The organism is Pseudomonadota bacterium, from assembly GCA_034660915.1.
Taxonomy (GTDB): Bacteria; Desulfobacterota; Anaeroferrophillalia; order Anaeroferrophillales; family Anaeroferrophillaceae; genus DQWO01.
This window is the reverse complement of sequence record JAYEKE010000164.1, coordinates 14,208-31,675: the sequence shown is the minus strand read 5'-3', so window position 1 is coordinate 31,675 and position 17,468 is coordinate 14,208. Positions and strand designations below refer to the sequence as shown.

General features: G+C 48.2%; 13 protein-coding genes, 1 tRNA gene and 1 riboswitch. Of the genes, 6 read left to right on the top strand and 8 right to left on the bottom strand.

Features of this window, described 5'->3' with window-relative positions; genetic code table 11:
• The 6 genes from U9P07_09635 to U9P07_09610 all read left to right on the top strand — a co-directional run.
• Nucleotides 1-741 (top strand): ATP-binding protein (locus U9P07_09635; GenBank protein MEA2109665.1); only part of this gene is annotated, 741 nt, incomplete at its 5' end.
• Between the two features lie 197 nt (nt 742-938).
• Nucleotides 939-1,700, top strand: coding sequence for an AAA family ATPase (locus U9P07_09630; protein ID MEA2109664.1), 762 nt, complete (start codon nt 939-941; stop codon nt 1,698-1,700).
• A 117-nt stretch (nt 1,701-1,817) separates the two neighbouring features.
• Entirely contained in the window at nt 1,818-2,762 is a 945-nt protein-coding gene (locus U9P07_09625) for an acetyl-CoA decarbonylase/synthase complex subunit delta (protein MEA2109663.1), read from the top strand.
• Between the two features lie 51 nt (nt 2,763-2,813).
• Complete coding sequence (gene acsB, locus U9P07_09620) at nt 2,814-5,033, top strand: acetyl-CoA decarbonylase/synthase complex subunit alpha/beta (GenBank protein ID MEA2109662.1); 2,220 nt, start codon at nt 2,814-2,816, stop codon at nt 5,031-5,033.
• Nucleotides 5,034-5,045: 12 nt separating this feature from the next.
• Nucleotides 5,046-5,217: riboswitch (cobalamin riboswitch) on the top strand.
• A gap of 68 nt (nt 5,218-5,285) precedes the next feature.
• Entirely contained in the window at nt 5,286-6,638 is a 1,353-nt protein-coding gene (acsC, locus tag U9P07_09615; protein MEA2109661.1) for an acetyl-CoA decarbonylase/synthase complex subunit gamma, read from the top strand.
• Between the two features lie 108 nt (nt 6,639-6,746).
• Nucleotides 6,747-7,673, top strand: a complete 927-nt coding sequence (locus U9P07_09610; protein ID MEA2109660.1) for a dihydropteroate synthase — start codon at nt 6,747-6,749, stop codon at nt 7,671-7,673.
• Nucleotides 7,674-7,785: 112 nt separating this feature from the next.
• On the opposite strand, the gene U9P07_09605 is transcribed toward U9P07_09610, so the two are convergent.
• The 8 genes from U9P07_09605 to grpE form a co-directional block, all read right to left on the bottom strand.
• Nucleotides 7,786-7,977 (bottom strand): helix-turn-helix domain-containing protein, encoded by a 192-nt coding sequence (locus U9P07_09605; GenBank protein MEA2109659.1) that lies wholly within the window; start codon nt 7,975-7,977, stop codon nt 7,786-7,788.
• A gap of 198 nt (nt 7,978-8,175) precedes the next feature.
• Nucleotides 8,176-8,251 (bottom strand) — tRNA-Ala (locus U9P07_09600).
• Nucleotides 8,252-8,405: 154 nt separating this feature from the next.
• Complete coding sequence (locus tag U9P07_09595) at nt 8,406-10,322, bottom strand: SurA N-terminal domain-containing protein (GenBank protein ID MEA2109658.1); 1,917 nt, start codon at nt 10,320-10,322, stop codon at nt 8,406-8,408.
• A 488-nt stretch (nt 10,323-10,810) separates the two neighbouring features.
• A complete protein-coding gene (locus U9P07_09590) occupies nt 10,811-12,529 on the bottom strand; it encodes a DEAD/DEAH box helicase (protein MEA2109657.1) in 1,719 nt (572 codons plus the stop codon).
• Nucleotides 12,530-12,619: 90 nt separating this feature from the next.
• The gene (locus U9P07_09585; protein ID MEA2109656.1) at nt 12,620-13,372 is read right to left on the bottom strand and encodes an NRDE family protein; all 753 of its coding nucleotides are present in this window, start codon (nt 13,370-13,372) and stop codon (nt 12,620-12,622) included.
• A 77-nt stretch (nt 13,373-13,449) separates the two neighbouring features.
• Nucleotides 13,450-14,574, bottom strand: a complete 1,125-nt coding sequence (gene dnaJ / locus U9P07_09580) for a molecular chaperone DnaJ (protein ID MEA2109655.1) — start codon at nt 14,572-14,574, stop codon at nt 13,450-13,452.
• A 115-nt stretch (nt 14,575-14,689) separates the two neighbouring features.
• On the bottom strand, nt 14,690-16,597 hold the full coding sequence (dnaK, locus tag U9P07_09575) for a molecular chaperone DnaK (protein ID MEA2109654.1): 1,908 nt from the start codon (nt 16,595-16,597) through the stop codon (nt 14,690-14,692).
• Nucleotides 16,598-16,717: 120 nt separating this feature from the next.
• Entirely contained in the window at nt 16,718-17,380 is a 663-nt protein-coding gene (gene grpE, locus U9P07_09570) for a nucleotide exchange factor GrpE (GenBank protein ID MEA2109653.1), read from the bottom strand.
• Between the last annotated feature and the right edge of the window lie 88 nt (nt 17,381-17,468).

The window sequence follows — 17,468 nt, the reverse complement described above, 5'->3', positions numbered from 1 at the left end:
TGTACTTCCTGTTCCGCCGGCCCGGCTTTTGAAGGGGGCGGGGTGAAAAATGGCATGCGCGCTTCCCGGGGTGCCATTGAACAGGTACGGATCAATCCAGAGACCTATGAACCCATGGTTATCACCATCGGCAACCAGAAACCGCTGGGAATCTGCGGCTCCGGCCTCATTGATGCAGCAGCTGAACTCTTGCTGACCGGAATTATTGAACCCAACGGAAAATTTGACCGCACCTTAAAGACTCCAAGGATACGTGAAAGAGATAATGGCTGGGAATTTGTTCTGGTTTCGGCGGAACAGGCTGCCGAGGGAATTGGCGATATTGTCCTGACCGAAGGAGATCTTGACAATCTTATCCGCACCAAGGGGGCCATTTACGCCGGCTGTCGTATCCTGCTGGAAAGCGTGGGTTTGAGCTTCAACGATTTGGATCGGGTGATAATCGCCGGTGGCTTTGGCCAGTTTATTAATTTAGAAAGAGCCATTTTTATCGGTCTGTTACCTGAATTACCGACAGATAAATTCATGTTTGTGGGCAATGGAGCTCTCCTGGGTGCCAGGCTGGTTTCTTTTTCCCGAGAGATGATGAAGGATGCCCAGCGGGTTTCAGATATGATGACTAATATTGAACTGGCAAATAACATGAAATTCATGGATGAATATGTGGCGGCCCTGTTTCTGCCCCACACCGATACGGCCGCTTTTCCGGGCGTAATGAAAATGCTGGAAGAAAACAACTGAAAATCTTAATTCAACTTTCTGGTTTCCATTACCAGAACATATTACCGGGTGATTATATTACCACGAAGAACACGAAAGGCACGAAGGAAAGCAAATTTTTTCAAAACTTCGTGTTCTTCGTGCCCTCGTGGTGTCTATGTCATTGTTTTTCTGAAGTGCGAAACGCTAATATGTAAGCCAAGAGGTAATAAATTAATATGGGAAAATCTATCGCCGTTGCCGGTAAAGGGGGCACCGGAAAAACCACGCTTACCGGCCTCCTGCTCCGTTACCTGGCCGAAAAAGGACTGAAACCGGTTCTTGCTGTTGATGCTGATGCCAATGCCAACTTAAGTGAAGTTCTGGGAGTTGAAGTCCCCGGCACTATCGGCGACCTGCGGGAAGGAATGAAAACTGAAGTCCCCGCTGGCATGACTAAAGAAGCATATATGGAATACAACATCCAGAAGCTGCTGGTGGAAACTGGAACCTATGACCTGCTGGTCATGGGTTTGCCAGAAGGCGCGGGCTGTTACTGCTACGCCAACGCCCTGTGCAAAAAGTTCATTGATTTCATGATTAATGAATATGACTATGTGGTCATGGATAATGAAGCGGGGCTGGAGCACCTGAGCCGCTTACTGACCAAGGATATCGATCTGCTGATGGTGGTATCCGATCCCAGCCTGCGGGGCATCCGCACTGCCGGCCGCATCAAGGAATTGATTGAAAAGCTGCGCCTGAATATAAAAAAACTGGCATTGGTTATCAATCGAGCTCCTGAAGAGGGGATTTCCGCTGAAGCCCATCAGCTTATTGATCAACTTGGGCTTGAGCTGGCCGGAGTCATCCCGGAGGATCCTGCCATTGCCCAGTTTGACCGGGAGGGAAAGCCCTCGGTAGAGATCCCTGATGATGCTTTATCATACCGTAAATTAACCAAAATTATGGAAACAATTTTTCCCTTGTATTTACAATAAAAATCAACTATAAAATATATCCTTGTCCGTATCTAATATGCAGTATACAATGCTTTGTACTGGTAGTACAAATAACATATAAAGATAAAACAACCTTAAGGAAAGGAGAACAGAAACATGGCATTTGCAGCAGTGTCGGAAAAATATTCCGGCAAAATGAGAGAAATGGAAATTGGTGCCGGTGACAAGAAGGTGGTGGTTGGCGGACAGGCCAGCATGCCTTTTTGCTCATTCGATGGAGATCTAGGACAGAAACCAATCATCGCGATGGAAGTCTATGACGTGGTGGATGAGGATTGGCCGGTCGCAATAGTTGACCCTTTCAAGGATGTCATCAACGATCCGGTCGCCTGGGCGAAAAAGAATGTTGAAGATTATGGCGCTAAGATGATCTGCCTGCAGCTGGTTGGCACCGATCCCAACGGTGAAAACCGGGATGTCGATTATGCCGCCGACCTGACAAAAAAGGTGGCTGAAGCCATCTCCGTACCGTTGATGGTCTGGGGCAGCGGTAATGTGGAAAAAGATGGTGAGGTTCTGGCCAAAATATGTGAAGTCTGTGACGGGATGAATCTGCTGATTGGCCCGGCGGTGGAAGAAAATTACAAAAAGATTGCCGCTACTGCTTTGGGTTATAAACACGAGGTGGTTTCCCAGAGTCCCATCGACGTCAATATGGCCAAACAGATGAATATCCTGATCGGCAATCTGGGTCTGCCACTGGAAAATATCATCATGGAACCTTCAACCGGGGCTTTGGGCTACGGGGTTGAGTACACCTACTCGGTCATGGAGCGGATTTCCCTGGCCGCCCTGGCCCAGAACGATGAAAAAATGCAGTGCCCGATGATCAGTGATTTGGGCAAGGAATGTTGGAAATCCCGTGAAGTAAAATTGACGGATGAGGAAGAACCAGAGTTTGGTCCCGACATTGAAAAACGGGGCATTTTGTGGGAAGCGATGACCGCGATTGACATGGTACTCGCCGGTACTAATCTGCTGATCATGCGCAGCCCCCACGCGGTCAAGCTGACCGAAGAAATTATTGATGAATTAATGTAAATCTATTTTTCACTTATACAAAGCGGGCAAGAAGCCCGCGGGAGGTAGAATATGTCCAGAATAGTTATTGGTGCCGGTATCCGCGGATCACACGCGGTAGTTGATCGGGTCGAAGGCAAAGTTAACGCAGCTATTGAGAAATATGGAACGGATAAAGCAGTCGGTCTGCCCAATACCGCTTACTATCTGCCGACCATCTATGGCATCACCGGCATAAAAGTCGAGACCCTCGGCGATATGCCCGGAATAATCAAAAAATGTCGCGAGCTGCTGGCGGAAGTCCCGGCGGAAGAATGCTGGCTGCCCTATCTTGGCCCGGGGCTGGATTCAGGCATGGCTACCTGCTTTGCTTTTGATCTGGAAGAAACCCTGAAATATCTCGAAGACCCATGTCCTTACCTGGCAGGCAAAGAAGATCCGGAAGAAACCGATCCCGACATCTGGCTGGGAGCCGCCGACGATATCATTCTGCGGAAACGCGGCGTTGAGTTCGTTGACGGTTCAGCCCCTGGCTTTGCCGCCGTTGTCGGCGCCGCCAAGGATGTGGAAACCGCTGTAGCCATTGCCAAAGAGCTGCAGGAAAAAGGCATCTACGTGTTCATGGCCTCTAATAATGAACAAGGAACTAGTTTTGCCCAGCAATTGGTGGAAGGCGGCGTCCAGGTTGGCTGGGGTACCCGCCTGATACCTTTTGGCTTTGACCACTCAGCCGCCATCCACGCCGTCGGTTTTGCCGTCAAAGCAGCCTTGGTTTTCGGCGGCGGTCACTTGGCCGGCGATCATGTAGGCCTGCTGAAATATATCAAGAATCGTATCTTCGCCTTTATTCTGGCCTTGGGCCCAGTTTGCGATGAGCAGTTTGCGGCCGCTTGCGGTGCTATTAACTTTTCGGTTCCGACTATTGCCGATACCGATTTCCCTGAAGTTCTGCCCACCGGTGTCTGTACCTACGAACACGTGGTAACTAAAATTCCCCAGGAAGAAATTGCTACCAAGGGGATTGAAGTCCGCGGCCTGAAGATTACCGTGTCCAAAATTGATATTCCGGTTTCCTACGGTCCGGCCTTCGAAGGGGAACGAATCAAGAAAGACGCCATGCATGTTGAGCTTGGCGGCCCGAAATCCATGGGCTTTGAGTTTGCCTATTCCAAACCCCTGGATGAAGTTGAAGATGGCAAATTTGAAGTTATCGGCCCTGACCTGAATGACGTCGAAGCCGGCAGCCTGCTGCCCATCGGCATCTGGATTGAACTGGCCGGGCGTACATTCCAGGAAGATTTTGAGCCGATCCTTGAACGTCAATGTCACCATTTGCTGAACGGCGCCGAAGGCGTGCTCCATATCGGTCAGCGTGATATCGTCTGGATGCGGATTTCCAAAAAGGCTTTTGACGCCGGCTTTACCCTGAAAAATTTAGGTACTATCCTCCATGCCAAGATGCATAATGAATTTGGCTCCATCGTTGACAAAGTCCAGGTAACCATATATACTGAAGAAGCTAAGGTGAAAGAGTTGCTGGAAGTAGCTTCAAAAACCTGGGTTGAGCGTGACAACCGTCTCAACGATATGATCGATGAGACCACCGATACCTTCTATTCCTGCACCCTGTGCCAGTCATTTGCTCCGACTCATGTTTGTGTGGTCACCCCTGAACGTCCGGGACTCTGCGGTGCCTACAACTGGCTGGACTGCCGGGCATCCTATGAAATCAACCCCCACGGACCCAATCAGCCGATCGAAAAAGGCGAAACCATTGATGAGCGCCTGGGTCAGTGGAAAGGGGTTAATGCATTTGTTGGTCCCGCCTCTGGTAATGCCTTTGAAAATTTTTCCGGTTATTCGATCATGGAAGATCCCATGACCTCCTGCGGCTGCTTCGAAGCTATTGGCGCCTGCCTGTTCGCGGCTAATGCCATCATGGTGGTTGACCGGGATTACACCGGCGAAACTCCTTGCGGCATGCCGTTCTCTACCTTGGCCGGTACCGTTGGCGGTGGCCTGCAGACTCCGGGATTTGTCGGCATCTCTAAATTTTATGTCGGCAGTAAAAAATTCATCTCAGCCGAAGGCGGCATCAAACGACTAGCCTGGCTGCCAAAAGCGCTGAAAGAAGCATCAAAAGAAATGCTGGAAAAACGTGGTGAGGAGATTGGTATCCCCAATTTCTATGACATGATCGCCACCGAAGAAAACGGCTGTACTGAAGAAGAAGTGATGGCCTTCATGACCGAAGTTGGACATCCGGCCCTGGAGATGGATCCGTTGATGTAGCAAATGGTACTTAAATAAGGAATTTTATCTGGTCCAAGGGAATCCTGTGAAAATCAGGAGCGGACCCGCCGCTGTGATCGGGGACGAAAGCCGTAACAAACCACTGAGCATCCATGTTTGGGAAGGTACGGCGAGTAGGACGATCCGTCAGCCAGAAGACCTGGCCGGATATAACATTTTCCTCATCTCTCTTCGCGGTTTACAGGAGAGTGGGGGGCAGCAATCAAACCAAATACGAAAGGAGATAAGTGAATGGGACTCACTGGAATCCAAATTTTCAAAATGCTCCCCAAAACTAATTGTAAGGAATGTGGCAGCCCCACATGTTTGGCTTTTGCCATGCAATTGGCAGCGGGTAAAGCTGAGCTGGACAAATGTCCATACGTATCCGATGAAGCCAGAGCTCAACTGAGTGAAGCCTCAGCGCCACCAATTCGTGGAGTGGGAATCGGCACCGGCGACAAGGCGGTTAAAATCGGGGAAGAGCTGGTCATGTACCGGCATGAAAAAACCTTTATTAATCCCACTGCCGTTGCCGTGCTGGTAACCGATGAGATGGCCGACGATGAAGTGAATGCCAAAATCAACAATCTCAATACCGTTTCTTTTGAGCGGGTCGGCCTGACCCTTGAACCCAACCTGCTGGCGGTTAAAAACACCAGTGGTGATGCCGGTAAATTTGAAGCCCTGGTGAAAAAAGCCCTGGGAGCGACGGAAAAAGGTCTGATCCTGATCAGCGATGATCTGGCAGCCCTGGAAGCTGGAGCTAAAGCGGCCAATGACAAGAAAGCCCTGCTCTATGCCGCCACCGCTGACAATGCCGACAAGGTAGCAGCAATAGCCAAAGAAACCGGTTCATCGGTAGTCGCTAAAGGTGATTCTGTTGAAGCGGTATCCAACTTCACCAAAACCATCGTTGATGCCGGGGTCAAAGATATCGTTCTGGATACCAGTGCCGGCAACCTGAAACAGATGTTCTATGACAACCACCAGGTACGACGGGCGGCCCTGAAAGCCAAAAACAAGGACCTTGGTTTTCCGACCATCAACATGGTCTGCGACCTGACCGACGATCCTTACAAAGAAGCCCTGTACGCGGCTATCTCCATTGCTAAATACGGCGGCATCGTGGTCATGAGTGACGTGGACAAAGAGCGTATGCTGCCGTTGCTAGTTCAAAGACTGAACCTTTACACCGATCCGCAGCGTCCAATGCTCATGGATGAAGGCATTTATGGAATCAATAAGCCTGGACCTGATTCTCCAGTCATCATCACCACCAACTTCGCCCTTACTTATTTTATCGTCTCAGCGGAAGTGGAAGCCAGCCGGGTACCTACCTGGTTGCTGATTATGGACGTGGAAGGGATGTCTGTTCTGACTGCCTGGTCTGCCGGCAAGTTTGTTGCCGATGCCATGGCACCGTTTACGGTCAAGAGCGGTATTACGGAAAAGGTAAACCATAAAAAGATCATCATTCCTGGTTATGTCGCCCAGATTTCCGGTGAATTTCAGGAAGAGCTTGGGGATGAATGGGAAGTGATCATCGGCACCCGCGAGGCCGCTGACCTTCCTGCTTTCCTGAAAAAAATGACAGGTGCCTAGGTAAGGTTTTTAATCAGATAGGAGCCGGAAACAGACGGCTCCTATCTTTTTTATCCAAATAACAAGAATATAAAACAGTTCTATTTGTTTAACGGAGGCTAGAAAAAAATGGCAAAAGTACTCGCACTTGCTGAAAGTATCAACATCATGTCGAAAAGCATCGGTCCGGCGATCAAGGAACGTGATCCGAAACCAGTCCAGAAGATGGCCATTGAACAGGAAAAAGCCGGAGCTGATTATCAGGATCTCAATTTGGGGCCGGCACGAAAAGGCGGAGATGAGATGATGGCCTGGCTGGTAAAAACCGTTGAAGAGGTATCTTCACTGCCTCTGGCTATGGACAGCACCAATCATACCGCGATTATCGCCGGCTTGAAAGCAACTAAGAATCCGGAAGACGCGATCGTCAACTCCATCACCGCCCAGCCTGACAGTCTGACCACCAGGATGCCGATTGTCAAAGAGTTTAACTGTAACTTTGTCGCCCTGACTCTCAGCGAAGAAGGTATTCCCCGGGATGTCAATGAGCGGGGCATGTGCGCGGCTGAGATCTACAACAAAGCCCTGGAATATGATATTCCGGCGGAAAAAATGTGGATTGATCCCATCGTCCTGCCGGTCTGTGTTGATCCCGGTCAGGTGGCCTCTTTCCTGGAATTCCTGCCCCTGATTCCTGATTTTGCCCCGGGCGCCAAGTCAACCTGCGGCCTTTCAAATATTTCCAACGGAACGCCGACGGAGCTGCGTCCATATTTGAATCGTGGCTACCAGGCCATGCACAAATATCTGGGTATTTACTCATCTATTGTTGATGCCTATGACACGGAGATGATTGCTTTATGTCACGATGAAATTCCGGCAGTAGATGAACTTACCAGGAAACTTATGGAAGGCGAGGACGTGGATGAAAAATCACTGGGCGTTGAACTGCAGGTTTATTACCGCAGCATCAAATGCTGCAATGGTGATATCCTCTATTCCCATTCCTGGATCGAAGACCTGGTGGATAAATACAACAAAGACTGGTATAAATAAATCCAGATAGTTTATAATGACTCAAAATAGTAAAAAAGCCGTACGTTATAACATAACGTGCGGCTTTTTCTTGCCGACAATTCAGAAAAAAATTCATGTTTATTTTTTGAAATTACGCTTCAACCGGCTGATGCTCCCTTATCCAGCGGGCAATTTTCTGTTTATTGAAGCGCCAGAACTTGCTCACCTTATAACCCGGAAGAATCCCCTTCCTGGCCATATAATTAACATTATCTGGACTGGTATCAAGCATTATCGCCACATCAACACTGCCAATTTCCCGATCTGATCGGACAATCTTCATCAGATCTCACCTCCTCCAAAGTCTATTTCTATTTTCTATCCTTAACTAAAAATCTTTTCGGCAGGATATTTCTAATTCTTTAGCATTTCCTTAGGATAAAGATAGTAACTAAATAGTTTCTTGTCAATAATAAAAAAAGTTATGGAAAAATCTCCATAACTTTTTTTATGCCATAATGGCTAAGCGAGATAAAAAGGTTGGTGGAGCTGAACGGGATCGAACCGTCGACCTCTTGACTGCCAGTCAAGCGCTCTCCCAGCTGAGCTACAGCCCCGAATTTTTTTCCATCCCTCAAGTTTTAGCGGAAGATTTTCTTATCACAGACAGCGTTACCTTGTCAATAGTCTAATTTTCCCTAATGATTCGCCTTCTTGTCGCCCTGGTTTGCACCTTCTGAGCGACAGCGAGGAAGTGCCCTTCTAGACAATTTATTCCTCTAGAACACCCGGCATAATCTTGATTTCCGCCACCTGCCGCAGGCGATTGCGTAAACCATTAAGCTCTTGATATTCTTTATAACGCTGTAACTGGCTGTAAATTTGCTCTTTATCAGCCGCGACGTTATCCTTGTTTTTCTCCTCCAGGATTTTTTCCTTCAACTGCACCAGATAGGTAATCCCCTGATATTCCAATGGCTGAGGATAAAGAGGATGTTCACTATCAAGGGCAAAAACCTTGGCACTCAGTTGTTTATCCATCCCTATTTTAGGCACATAACCACTTCCCCGGCTAAATAAACCAGTATAATCTATCTTCAGCTTGTGAATGGCTGCGACATCATCAAGGTTCTTCTTCTCTTTGGCCTCGGTGAGCATAGCAACAGCCAGTCTTTTCACCTTGGCCTGAGCCTGTTCCAGCTGATAGACCTTTTTGACCTCTTCGGCCACTTGTTTGAATTTCGGGAGATAACTTTTCTGGATTTCTTTGACCATAAAAAGATAACTGTTTTGCTGCGGATTTTCCACCCGGGCCATGGTTCCAACCGGGGTTGAAAAAACCTTGTCAGCCAAAACTCTATCTGTACCAATACCTTTAATACTTTCTTTTTGGGCAAAAAAGCCGGTTTCCAATACCGGATCTGATAGAGTTGCCGCCTTTTCCATGAATGTTTCCGGGGTTACATCATTAAGGTGAACAGCTACCTGATCAATAGCTTGCTTCACCAGTTGGGGTAACCGTTCCTGCACCAGTTGAGCCCGAATATCTTTCTTCACTTCATCCAGACCCTTCGTATAAGCGGATTTATGCTCATCAACTTTAATCACATGATAACCGAATCGGGTACGTACCGGTGTCTGGGTAAAAGTCCCGACGCTCAGATCGAAGGCCGCATCTTCAAAAGATTTCACCATCGCCCCCCGACCAAACAAACCAAGCTCTCCACCTCGGCTGGCCGACGGACCTTGTGAATATTGCTTGGCAAGAGCGGGAAAATCCTGGCCTTGCTTCAATTTTGCAATAATTTCCTGGGCTTTAGTCTTCGCCTCGTCCCAGGCAGGTTCAGGGTCATCCTGGTTAACTTTAAAGAGAATATGACTAGCCTTAACCTGCTCGGGAACTACATAGTCTCCCAGGTGATCTTCATAATATGTGGCAACATACTTGTCACTGATAACAATCTTCTTTTCCACTTCGTGGGAATCAACTTTTACTGCCACTATATCGCGTTTTTCCGGAACCCGGAAATCCTCCTCATGAGCAGCAAAATATTCGGGCAAATCTTTATCGCTAACTTTTATCGAAGAGGAATAGTTTTGCGGATCCAGTTTTACCATATCCAGGGAAATTTTTTCCTTTTGCTGGCGATAGAGCTGCCCTACTTCCTGGCTGGTAACTTTGGCACCGGAACTGAATAATTTCCGCAGTTTGTCGAGCAACAGGTCATCCCGTAAACTGATTTCAAAATCAGCCGGGGTCAAATGGTTATAGCGCAATAACTGCCGATAGAGCTGCGGGTCAAAGGAACCGTTATTTTGAAAGGCAGCCATCCCGGCAATACTGGCCTGAAGTTCTTCATCGCTGACGTCCAATTTAAATTTACGGCCATAATCCAGCATCAGCTGCCGATCAATCATACTGTTCAGTGCCTGTTGTTTCAGTTTGAGTTGAGCCGCCATTTCCGAGCTAAACTGATCTTTATACTGCTGCTGATATCTTTGCAGCAACCGGTCATAGGCTGCGGAAAAATCTTTAGCTATTATAGCGCTGCCATTAACCGTGGCTACCACATTCCGCTTCTTGGCGGTCATGCTGCCCACGCCCCAAAAGGAAAAAACCAGTATAATAACAAAGAACGCCAACTTGACGATCCAGGATTTAACATTTTTTCTCATGTAGCGTAACATTATTGAAAACACCTGCCCTGTAAGTGGTTAAAAGACGACTAGTTATAGGTAATATGAGAGAAAAAAGCAAGGTTTTTAAGTCATCAGGAAACCCTGCGGCCTCAAAATTATCTTGACATTTTTATCAAATTCTATCTGTCTGTAATGGCGGATAAAGTTAAATATATAACCTCAACTTTCTGGTAAATATTCGGCCACTTTTCAAAAAAGCAGTAATACTTATTTTTTTGTCTCGCGCCCGTTCGCTTCGCTCACTCAAGACGCCAAGAGCGCAAAGAAAAACGACTGACGATATGGCAAGTTGAACTCTTCGCGGTCTTTGCGGCTTTGCGAGAAAATTAAAAAAATTGACTGAATAATTACAAGAATTTGCCAATTTATAAACAAAGTCGAATGCTTACACTTTCTGACTTGCATTACCAGGGATATACTGCCGGATGTTAGGACTTGGCTCATAGCGGTATTGGCTACCGGCTCAATTTTTGACCTCATTTACGATGTCTGTCCTGCTTGCGCTTTTTCCAGGCGGGGCGCGCTGGCCGGGATGACATCTTCTCGTCCTCACCGCCAACCCTGGCCACAACCAGGCGGCCATTGATCATGAGATTGGAAAAGGCGTGTAGAACCTCAGCCTCAGAACGGCTGTCAGCCTCAAGCAAACTGAAGTTTTTCATAATCTCGATACGACCAACCCGGACTCGGGAACCTCCCACGGTAGCATCATTAATCTCGCCGATAAGACGACCGGGATTGACCCCGTCCCTTCTGCCGACATTGAGATGAAAACGAGTAAACTGTTCCCGGCCCTTAGTGTCGGTCGGGTAGCGTTTATCGCTGGCCTTTCCTTCACTGCGTTCATGTCGGCCTTTCGCTTCCCGCTCCCTGATATTGAAATCAGGAGCATGCCGGTAAGAGCGTAAAATCGGAGCAAACTCGGCCATGACAAAACGCTTGATCAATTCATCCCGCTCCAAAGAAGCCAGGTCTTCCACAATAGCCGGCAAGAAGGGCTCAATAAGGTTGTTATCGATCTCCCTTTTTTTGAGTTTGTCGAGGTAATCCAGCATCCGCAACTGGCAGATCTCCTGACCAGAAGGAATCCGGCCCAACTCAAACCTTCTCTTAAGCTGCCTTTCAATCTGTTTGAGCTTATACTTTTCCCGCGGCTGAATGATAGCGATCGAAATCCCCTCTTTACCGGCCCGTCCGGTGCGACCGCTGCGATGTGTATAGCTGGAGCCATCATCGGGCAGATTATAGTTGATCACATGGCTGATATCCTTGACATCAAGACCCCGGGCCGCGACATCGGTGGCCACCAGCAGTTGCAGATTCCGTCGCCGGAACTTGTGCATAACTTCATCACGCTGCCCCTGAGAGAGTTCGCCGTGCAGGGCATCGGCATTGTAACCATCTTCGATCAGCTTTTCGGCTATCTCCCGGGTCTCATGACGGGTACGACAGAAGATAATGGCATAGATGTCAGGATTGCTGTCGGCAATCCGTTTCAGAGTCTGGTAACGGTTTTTCGCCGCTGTCAAGTAGTAGAAATGATTGACATTCTCGATTCCCTGATTACGTTCCCCGATCGTTACCTCGACTGGGTTCTTCATATACCGGTTGGCGATCGTGACCACCTCGCGCGGCATGGTCGCCGAGAAAAGAATGGCCTTTTTACTTGCCGGAGTTGCCGCCAGGATAGCATTCAGATCCTCCTGGAAACCCATCTGCAGCATTTCGTCAGCTTCATCCAGAACCACTGCCCGAATAGCCGTAATATCGACTTTTCTTTCATCAATAAAGGCCAGGAGGCGGCCGGGGGTGGCCACGATAATTTGAGCACCCTGCTGTAATTGCCGACTCTGAGTTACAATACTGGCACCACCGTAGACCGCAACAATCTTCACTCCCGCCAGATAACGGGAAAAGGTGTGCAGATCCCTGGTTACCTGGACACAGAGCTCCCGGGTCGGGCAGAGAATCAGAGCCTGAGTTTTCATTTGTGCCCGATCGAGCAACTGAATGAGAGGTAACCCATAGGCTGCGGTCTTGCCGGTTCCGGTCTGGGAAAGGCCGACAAGATCGTCCTTCAGCTTGAGAAGACGAGGGATTACCTCTTCCTGAACCGGCGTTGGGACAATAAAGCCCAGCCGGTCAAGACCTTTGAGAAGATCGTCATCCAAACCAAGTTCAGCAAATGATAACATAGAGACATTACTCCTAAATTCAGATTTCATCACATCGGGGCTGACCAATAACACACAAACAGGAAATAATGTAGCGATAAAACCAACAGGTCAGCAGAGAAGGGTCATGGAAGAGTAATCAGTATATGGCGTATGCAAAGGATTCCCGGCAGCATAAAAGCAGAGAACTTCAGGCTGCTGGCGGTCGGAAAAAGCCAGGAGGGTAGAGGATGTGGTTCCATATTCATCCAGTTTCACATTAAATCCCTGGGGAGGAATTGATTCCTGGGGGATGGAGGTACGCAGCATTTTTCTGAACCCGGACATGATGCAATTCATATCTATCATTTCTTTGGTCCAACCATTGAATTGACGCCGAGCCATTCGACTTTTAAGCGTCTGATCATCAACCAGGGGACCATTACCAATAAAATAAAATCCGGGGGATAGGGAAACTTCCTCAAAAGCAGGATAATTACCGGCAATAAAACCACCAGAGCAGGTCAGGACCAGGAGATTAAAGGGGTTGTATTGAGCTAAATCGACAGCCAGCAACCACTGCCTGGCAGCGGAGAGGGAATCATGTTGAATAAGATCAAAAACCAAATGTCCCCGGGATACTTTACGATCATCAGGTGGCAAACCATTCCAGTGATTGGTTAATAAAACCAACAATCCACTTTGATTACACGCCCACCAGCTCCCTCCTGACATCTCATCTACGGGTGCCAGCCAGCGATTTGAACCGCCATTGGTGAAAACACGTGGAGAAGTGGCTGACCGCGCCAAAAATTCATCACGGTTATTGCCAATAATAACCGGCCACTCTCTGGCAACCCGGTAGGCCAGCAGAATTGTGCACATTTATTCCCATCCAGCAACCGGCAAAACTACGTCGGGCATGATACCCTGATTGCGGTTGAATATATAGCAACGATGAATCATCCCAACATTTCTTTCACTTTGCTGAAAAAACTTTTATGCTGCGGCTGGGTTTCTTCGCCGCATTCACGGGCAAATTCCCCCAGCAATTCCCGCTGCCGCTCAGTCAGATTTGTCGGGGTTTCCACCACCACCTGGATGATTTGTTCTCCCCGGCCATAACTCCGCAGATGCGGAACCCCCTGATTTTTAAAATGATACAAATGGCCGGACTGGGTTCCGGGAGCTATTTTTAGCGTCTGCCTGCCTTCCAGAGTCGGAACCATAATTTCATCCCCCAGAGATGCCTGGGAAAAACTTATGGGAACCCGACAAATAATATCATCTCCTTCGCGAACAAAAATGGGGTGATCTTTAACATTGATAACCACATAAAGATCCCCCGGTGGGCCGCCCTTCAAGCCGGCGCTTCCTTCACCAACCATTTTAAGCCGCGAGCCGGACTCAACCCCGGCCGGAATTTTGACCGAAAGGTTTTTTTCGCCGGCAATCCTGCCAGTACCTTTACAATTTTGACAGGGATTGCGAATAATTACTCCTTCTCCATGGCAGGTAGGACAGGTCTGGTTAACACTGAAAAAACCCTGCTGAAAACGAACCTGACCATGACCATGGCAGGTTCCACAGGTCTCCGGCTGACTGCCGGCAGCCAGACCGGAACCATTGCACTCAGAACAGGGGACCTGGCGCGGCAACCTGATTTTTGCTTCAGTCCCAAAAACTGCTTCTTCAAACTCAATATCAAGAGTATAGCGCAGGTTTTCCCCGCTACGGGCGGAAGAGCGGGCACGACCGCCGGCGGAAGCTCCAAAAACATCACCAAATAAATCACTGAAGATATCGCCGAAATTACCAAAACCATCAGTACTGAAACCGCCTCCCGGGAAACCGCCGCCATTCCCGCTCACACCGGCATGGCCAAATTGATCATAGGCAGCCCGCTTCTGAGAATCAGCAAGCACTTCATAGGCTTCAGTAAGCTCTTTAAATTTATTTTCGGCTTCTTTATCTCCAGGATTTTTATCCGGATGATATTGGAATGCCAGCTTACGGTAAGTCTTTTTAAGTTCCAGTTCGGAGGCATTACGATGTACCTGCAATACCTCATAATAATCACGCTTCAAATCATTTTCTCCTGCATTTCATCATCGTGCAGCCGGATGGAAACCGCAAACAAAATGAGACCACAGAACACAAGCGGAAAATTGCCGCCTATGACCTGTGGCCTGTTTTCTGCATTTATTTGTTTTCGTCGTTAACTTCTTCAAAATCAGCATCAACCACTTCATCATCAGCACCGGCTTCACCGGTTTCGCCACCTTGCTCCGCCTGGGCTTCCGTGGAAGCCTTGGCATACATGGCTTCCGCCAATTTATGGGATGACTGGGTCAAAGTGTCAAGAGCAGCTTTAATGGCCTCAGTATCACTGCCATCTTTAACCGATTTCAACTGATTCAAGGCAGACTCAACATTACCCCGTTCCTCGGCTGAAATTTTATCACCTATTTCCTTAAGAGATTTTTCACTGGTATAGATAAGGGTATCAGCCTGGTTACGAAGATCTATCAACTCTCGTTTCTGTTTATCTTCCTCCGCGTGAGCTTCCGCGTCCTTGACCATCTTGTCAATCTCTTCCTCGCTTAAACCACTGGAAGCCTTGATCTCAATGGACTGTTCTTTCCCGGTGGCTTGGTCTTTGGCCGAGACATGAACAATACCATTGGCATCGATATTAAAGGAAACTTCAATCTGGGGAGTACCGCGCGGGGCCGGCGGAATACCAACCAAGTCAAATTTGGCCAGGGTTTTGTTGTCAGCCGCCATTTCCCGTTCTCCCTGCAGCACCAGAATACTGACAGCCGTCTGACTATCAGCCGCGGTGGTAAAAATCTGGCTTTTCTTCGTCGGGATGGTAGTATTCTTTTCAATCAGCTTGGTCGTCACCCCACCCAGGGTTTCAATCCCCAGAGAAAGAGGGGTTACATCCAGCAACAGCACGTCCTTTACCTCCCCTTTGAGGACACCACCCTGAATAGCGGCGCCAATAGCCACCACTTCATCAGGATTAACGCCTTTGCTGGGCTCCTGGCCGAAAATCTGTTTCACTTTCTCCTGGACGCTCGGCATCCTGGTCATTCCGCCCACCAGGATAACTTCACGAATATCAGCGGCGGCAACACCAGCATCTTTCAAGACCTGCATACAAGGCTGTTTCACCCGGTCAATCAGATCTTCTACCAGACCTTCCAGAACACCCCGGGTAAGTTTCATATTCAGATGTTTCGGACCACTGGCATCAGCAGTAATAAAGGGCAGATTAATATCGGTTTCCCGGGAACTGGAGAGCTCACATTTGGCTTTTTCCGCCGCTTCTTTCAAGCGCTGCAAGGCCATTTTATCATTCCGCAGATCAATGCCCTCAGTTTTGCGAAATTGTTCGGCAATATAATCTAAAACCCGCTCATCAAAATCCTCACCGCCGAGGAAAGTATCACCATTGGTGGCTTTGACTTCAAAAACTCCGTCACCTAATTCCATAATCGAAATATCGAAAGTTCCGCCGCCCAGGTCAAATACCGCGATTTTCCCCTCAGCTTTTTTATCCTCACCATAGGTCAGGGAGGCAGCCGTTGGTTCATTAATAATTCTCAAGACATTCAGCCCGGAAATCTTACCGGCATCTTTAGTGGCCTGGCGCTGGCTGTCATTAAAATAGGCCGGCACCGTAACTACAGCATCAGTCACCGGTTCTCCCAGATAATCCTCCGCTGTCTGTTTCATTTTCTGCAAAATTATGGCGGATATTTCCGCCGGGCTGTACTCCTTGTCTTTGACTTTAACCCAGGCATCCCCATTTTTTGCTTTGACAATCTTATAGGAAACCTTCTTAATCATCTGTTGAACCTGAGGAGCGTCAAATTTACGCCCAATCAAGCGCTTCACTGCAAAGATGGTCTGTTCTGGATTGGTAACGGCTTGGCGCTTGGCCAACTGACCCACCAGCCGCTCACCCGACTCGGTAAAGGCGACCATTGAAGGCGTGGTTCGTCCACCCTCCGCATTGGTAATAACTTTTGCCTCTCCACCCTCCATAACACTGACGCAGGAGTTGGTGGTTCCCAGATCTATACCTATTACTTTACTCATGTTATCCTCCTTGATTTTGTATATACAGCCAGCCAGGCACCTGCCTGGACGACTGACACTATTATGTGTATATAATTTTACACCTACCTGAATTGAGCAACCACAGGGGGTTGCCCCTACTTATTTATTATCAAATTTCTTATCTTTACTTTGGGCCTTGGAAACCGTCACCAGGGCAGGACGCAGGAGCCGGTCATGGTAAATATAGCCTTTCTGATGTTCGGCAATAACGGTGTTAGGTTCATGCTCAGCAGCCTCCTGATGCATCATGGCTTCATGAAAATTGGGATCAAATTTTTCCCCATAACAGGTCAGGCAAACAACCCCCATTTTTTCAAAAATAGAAGAAAACTGCTCAAGAATCATGTTGATTCCATCAATAATCATCTTCGAATTATCCCCCGCGCCTCCATGCTCAAGGGCCCGTTCGAGATTATCTTTGATCGGCAAAATCTCCCGGATAAACTCTTCCTTGGCATAGCGGGCAAATTCTTCTTTTTCTCTCGTGATCCGTTTACGGAAATTCTCCCCGTCCGCCTGCAGCCGCAAACTCCGTTCCTGCAAGGCTTCTTTTTCCTGCTGCAACTGCGCGTTTGACTTTTTTAGCTGTTCATTCTCCCGGGCCAGTTCTTCCACACTCATATCCTGGTCCGGAGAATTCTGTGCTTCATCATTATTTTGCTGCGCTGCAGTTTCAGCGGAAATTTTTGTTTGCTGTTTTGCCATAACCTCACCTTCATACTCAAATTCGGGAGCTTTGCCGGCCCCCTTTACTGGAATCATTACCATTAAATATCATGCCTTTCTCGCAGCCTATTACTGACAGCCTAACTATCATCCATTAGCTGGTTAATAACTTCGGCCGTATACC

Excerpts from the sequence above, each read along its gene's own strand:
- U9P07_09630 (MEA2109664.1), top strand. The coding sequence starts at position 939 with ATGGGAAAATCTATCGCCGTTGCCGGTAAAGGGGGCACCGGAAAAACC.
- U9P07_09625 (MEA2109663.1), top strand. The coding sequence starts at position 1,818 with ATGGCATTTGCAGCAGTGTCGGAAAAATATTCCGGCAAAATGAGAGAA.
- acsB (MEA2109662.1), top strand. The coding sequence starts at position 2,814 with ATGTCCAGAATAGTTATTGGTGCCGGTATCCGCGGATCACACGCGGTA.
- acsC (MEA2109661.1), top strand. The coding sequence starts at position 5,286 with ATGGGACTCACTGGAATCCAAATTTTCAAAATGCTCCCCAAAACTAAT.
- U9P07_09610 (MEA2109660.1), top strand. The coding sequence starts at position 6,747 with ATGGCAAAAGTACTCGCACTTGCTGAAAGTATCAACATCATGTCGAAA.
- U9P07_09605 (MEA2109659.1), bottom strand. The coding sequence starts at position 7,977 with ATGAAGATTGTCCGATCAGATCGGGAAATTGGCAGTGTTGATGTGGCG.
- U9P07_09595 (MEA2109658.1), bottom strand. The coding sequence starts at position 10,322 with ATGTTACGCTACATGAGAAAAAATGTTAAATCCTGGATCGTCAAGTTG.
- U9P07_09590 (MEA2109657.1), bottom strand. The coding sequence starts at position 12,529 with ATGTTATCATTTGCTGAACTTGGTTTGGATGACGATCTTCTCAAAGGT.
- U9P07_09585 (MEA2109656.1), bottom strand. The coding sequence starts at position 13,372 with ATGTGCACAATTCTGCTGGCCTACCGGGTTGCCAGAGAGTGGCCGGTT.
- dnaK (MEA2109654.1), bottom strand. The coding sequence starts at position 16,597 with ATGAGTAAAGTAATAGGTATAGATCTGGGAACCACCAACTCCTGCGTC.
- grpE (MEA2109653.1), bottom strand. The coding sequence starts at position 17,380 with ATGATTCCAGTAAAGGGGGCCGGCAAAGCTCCCGAATTTGAGTATGAA.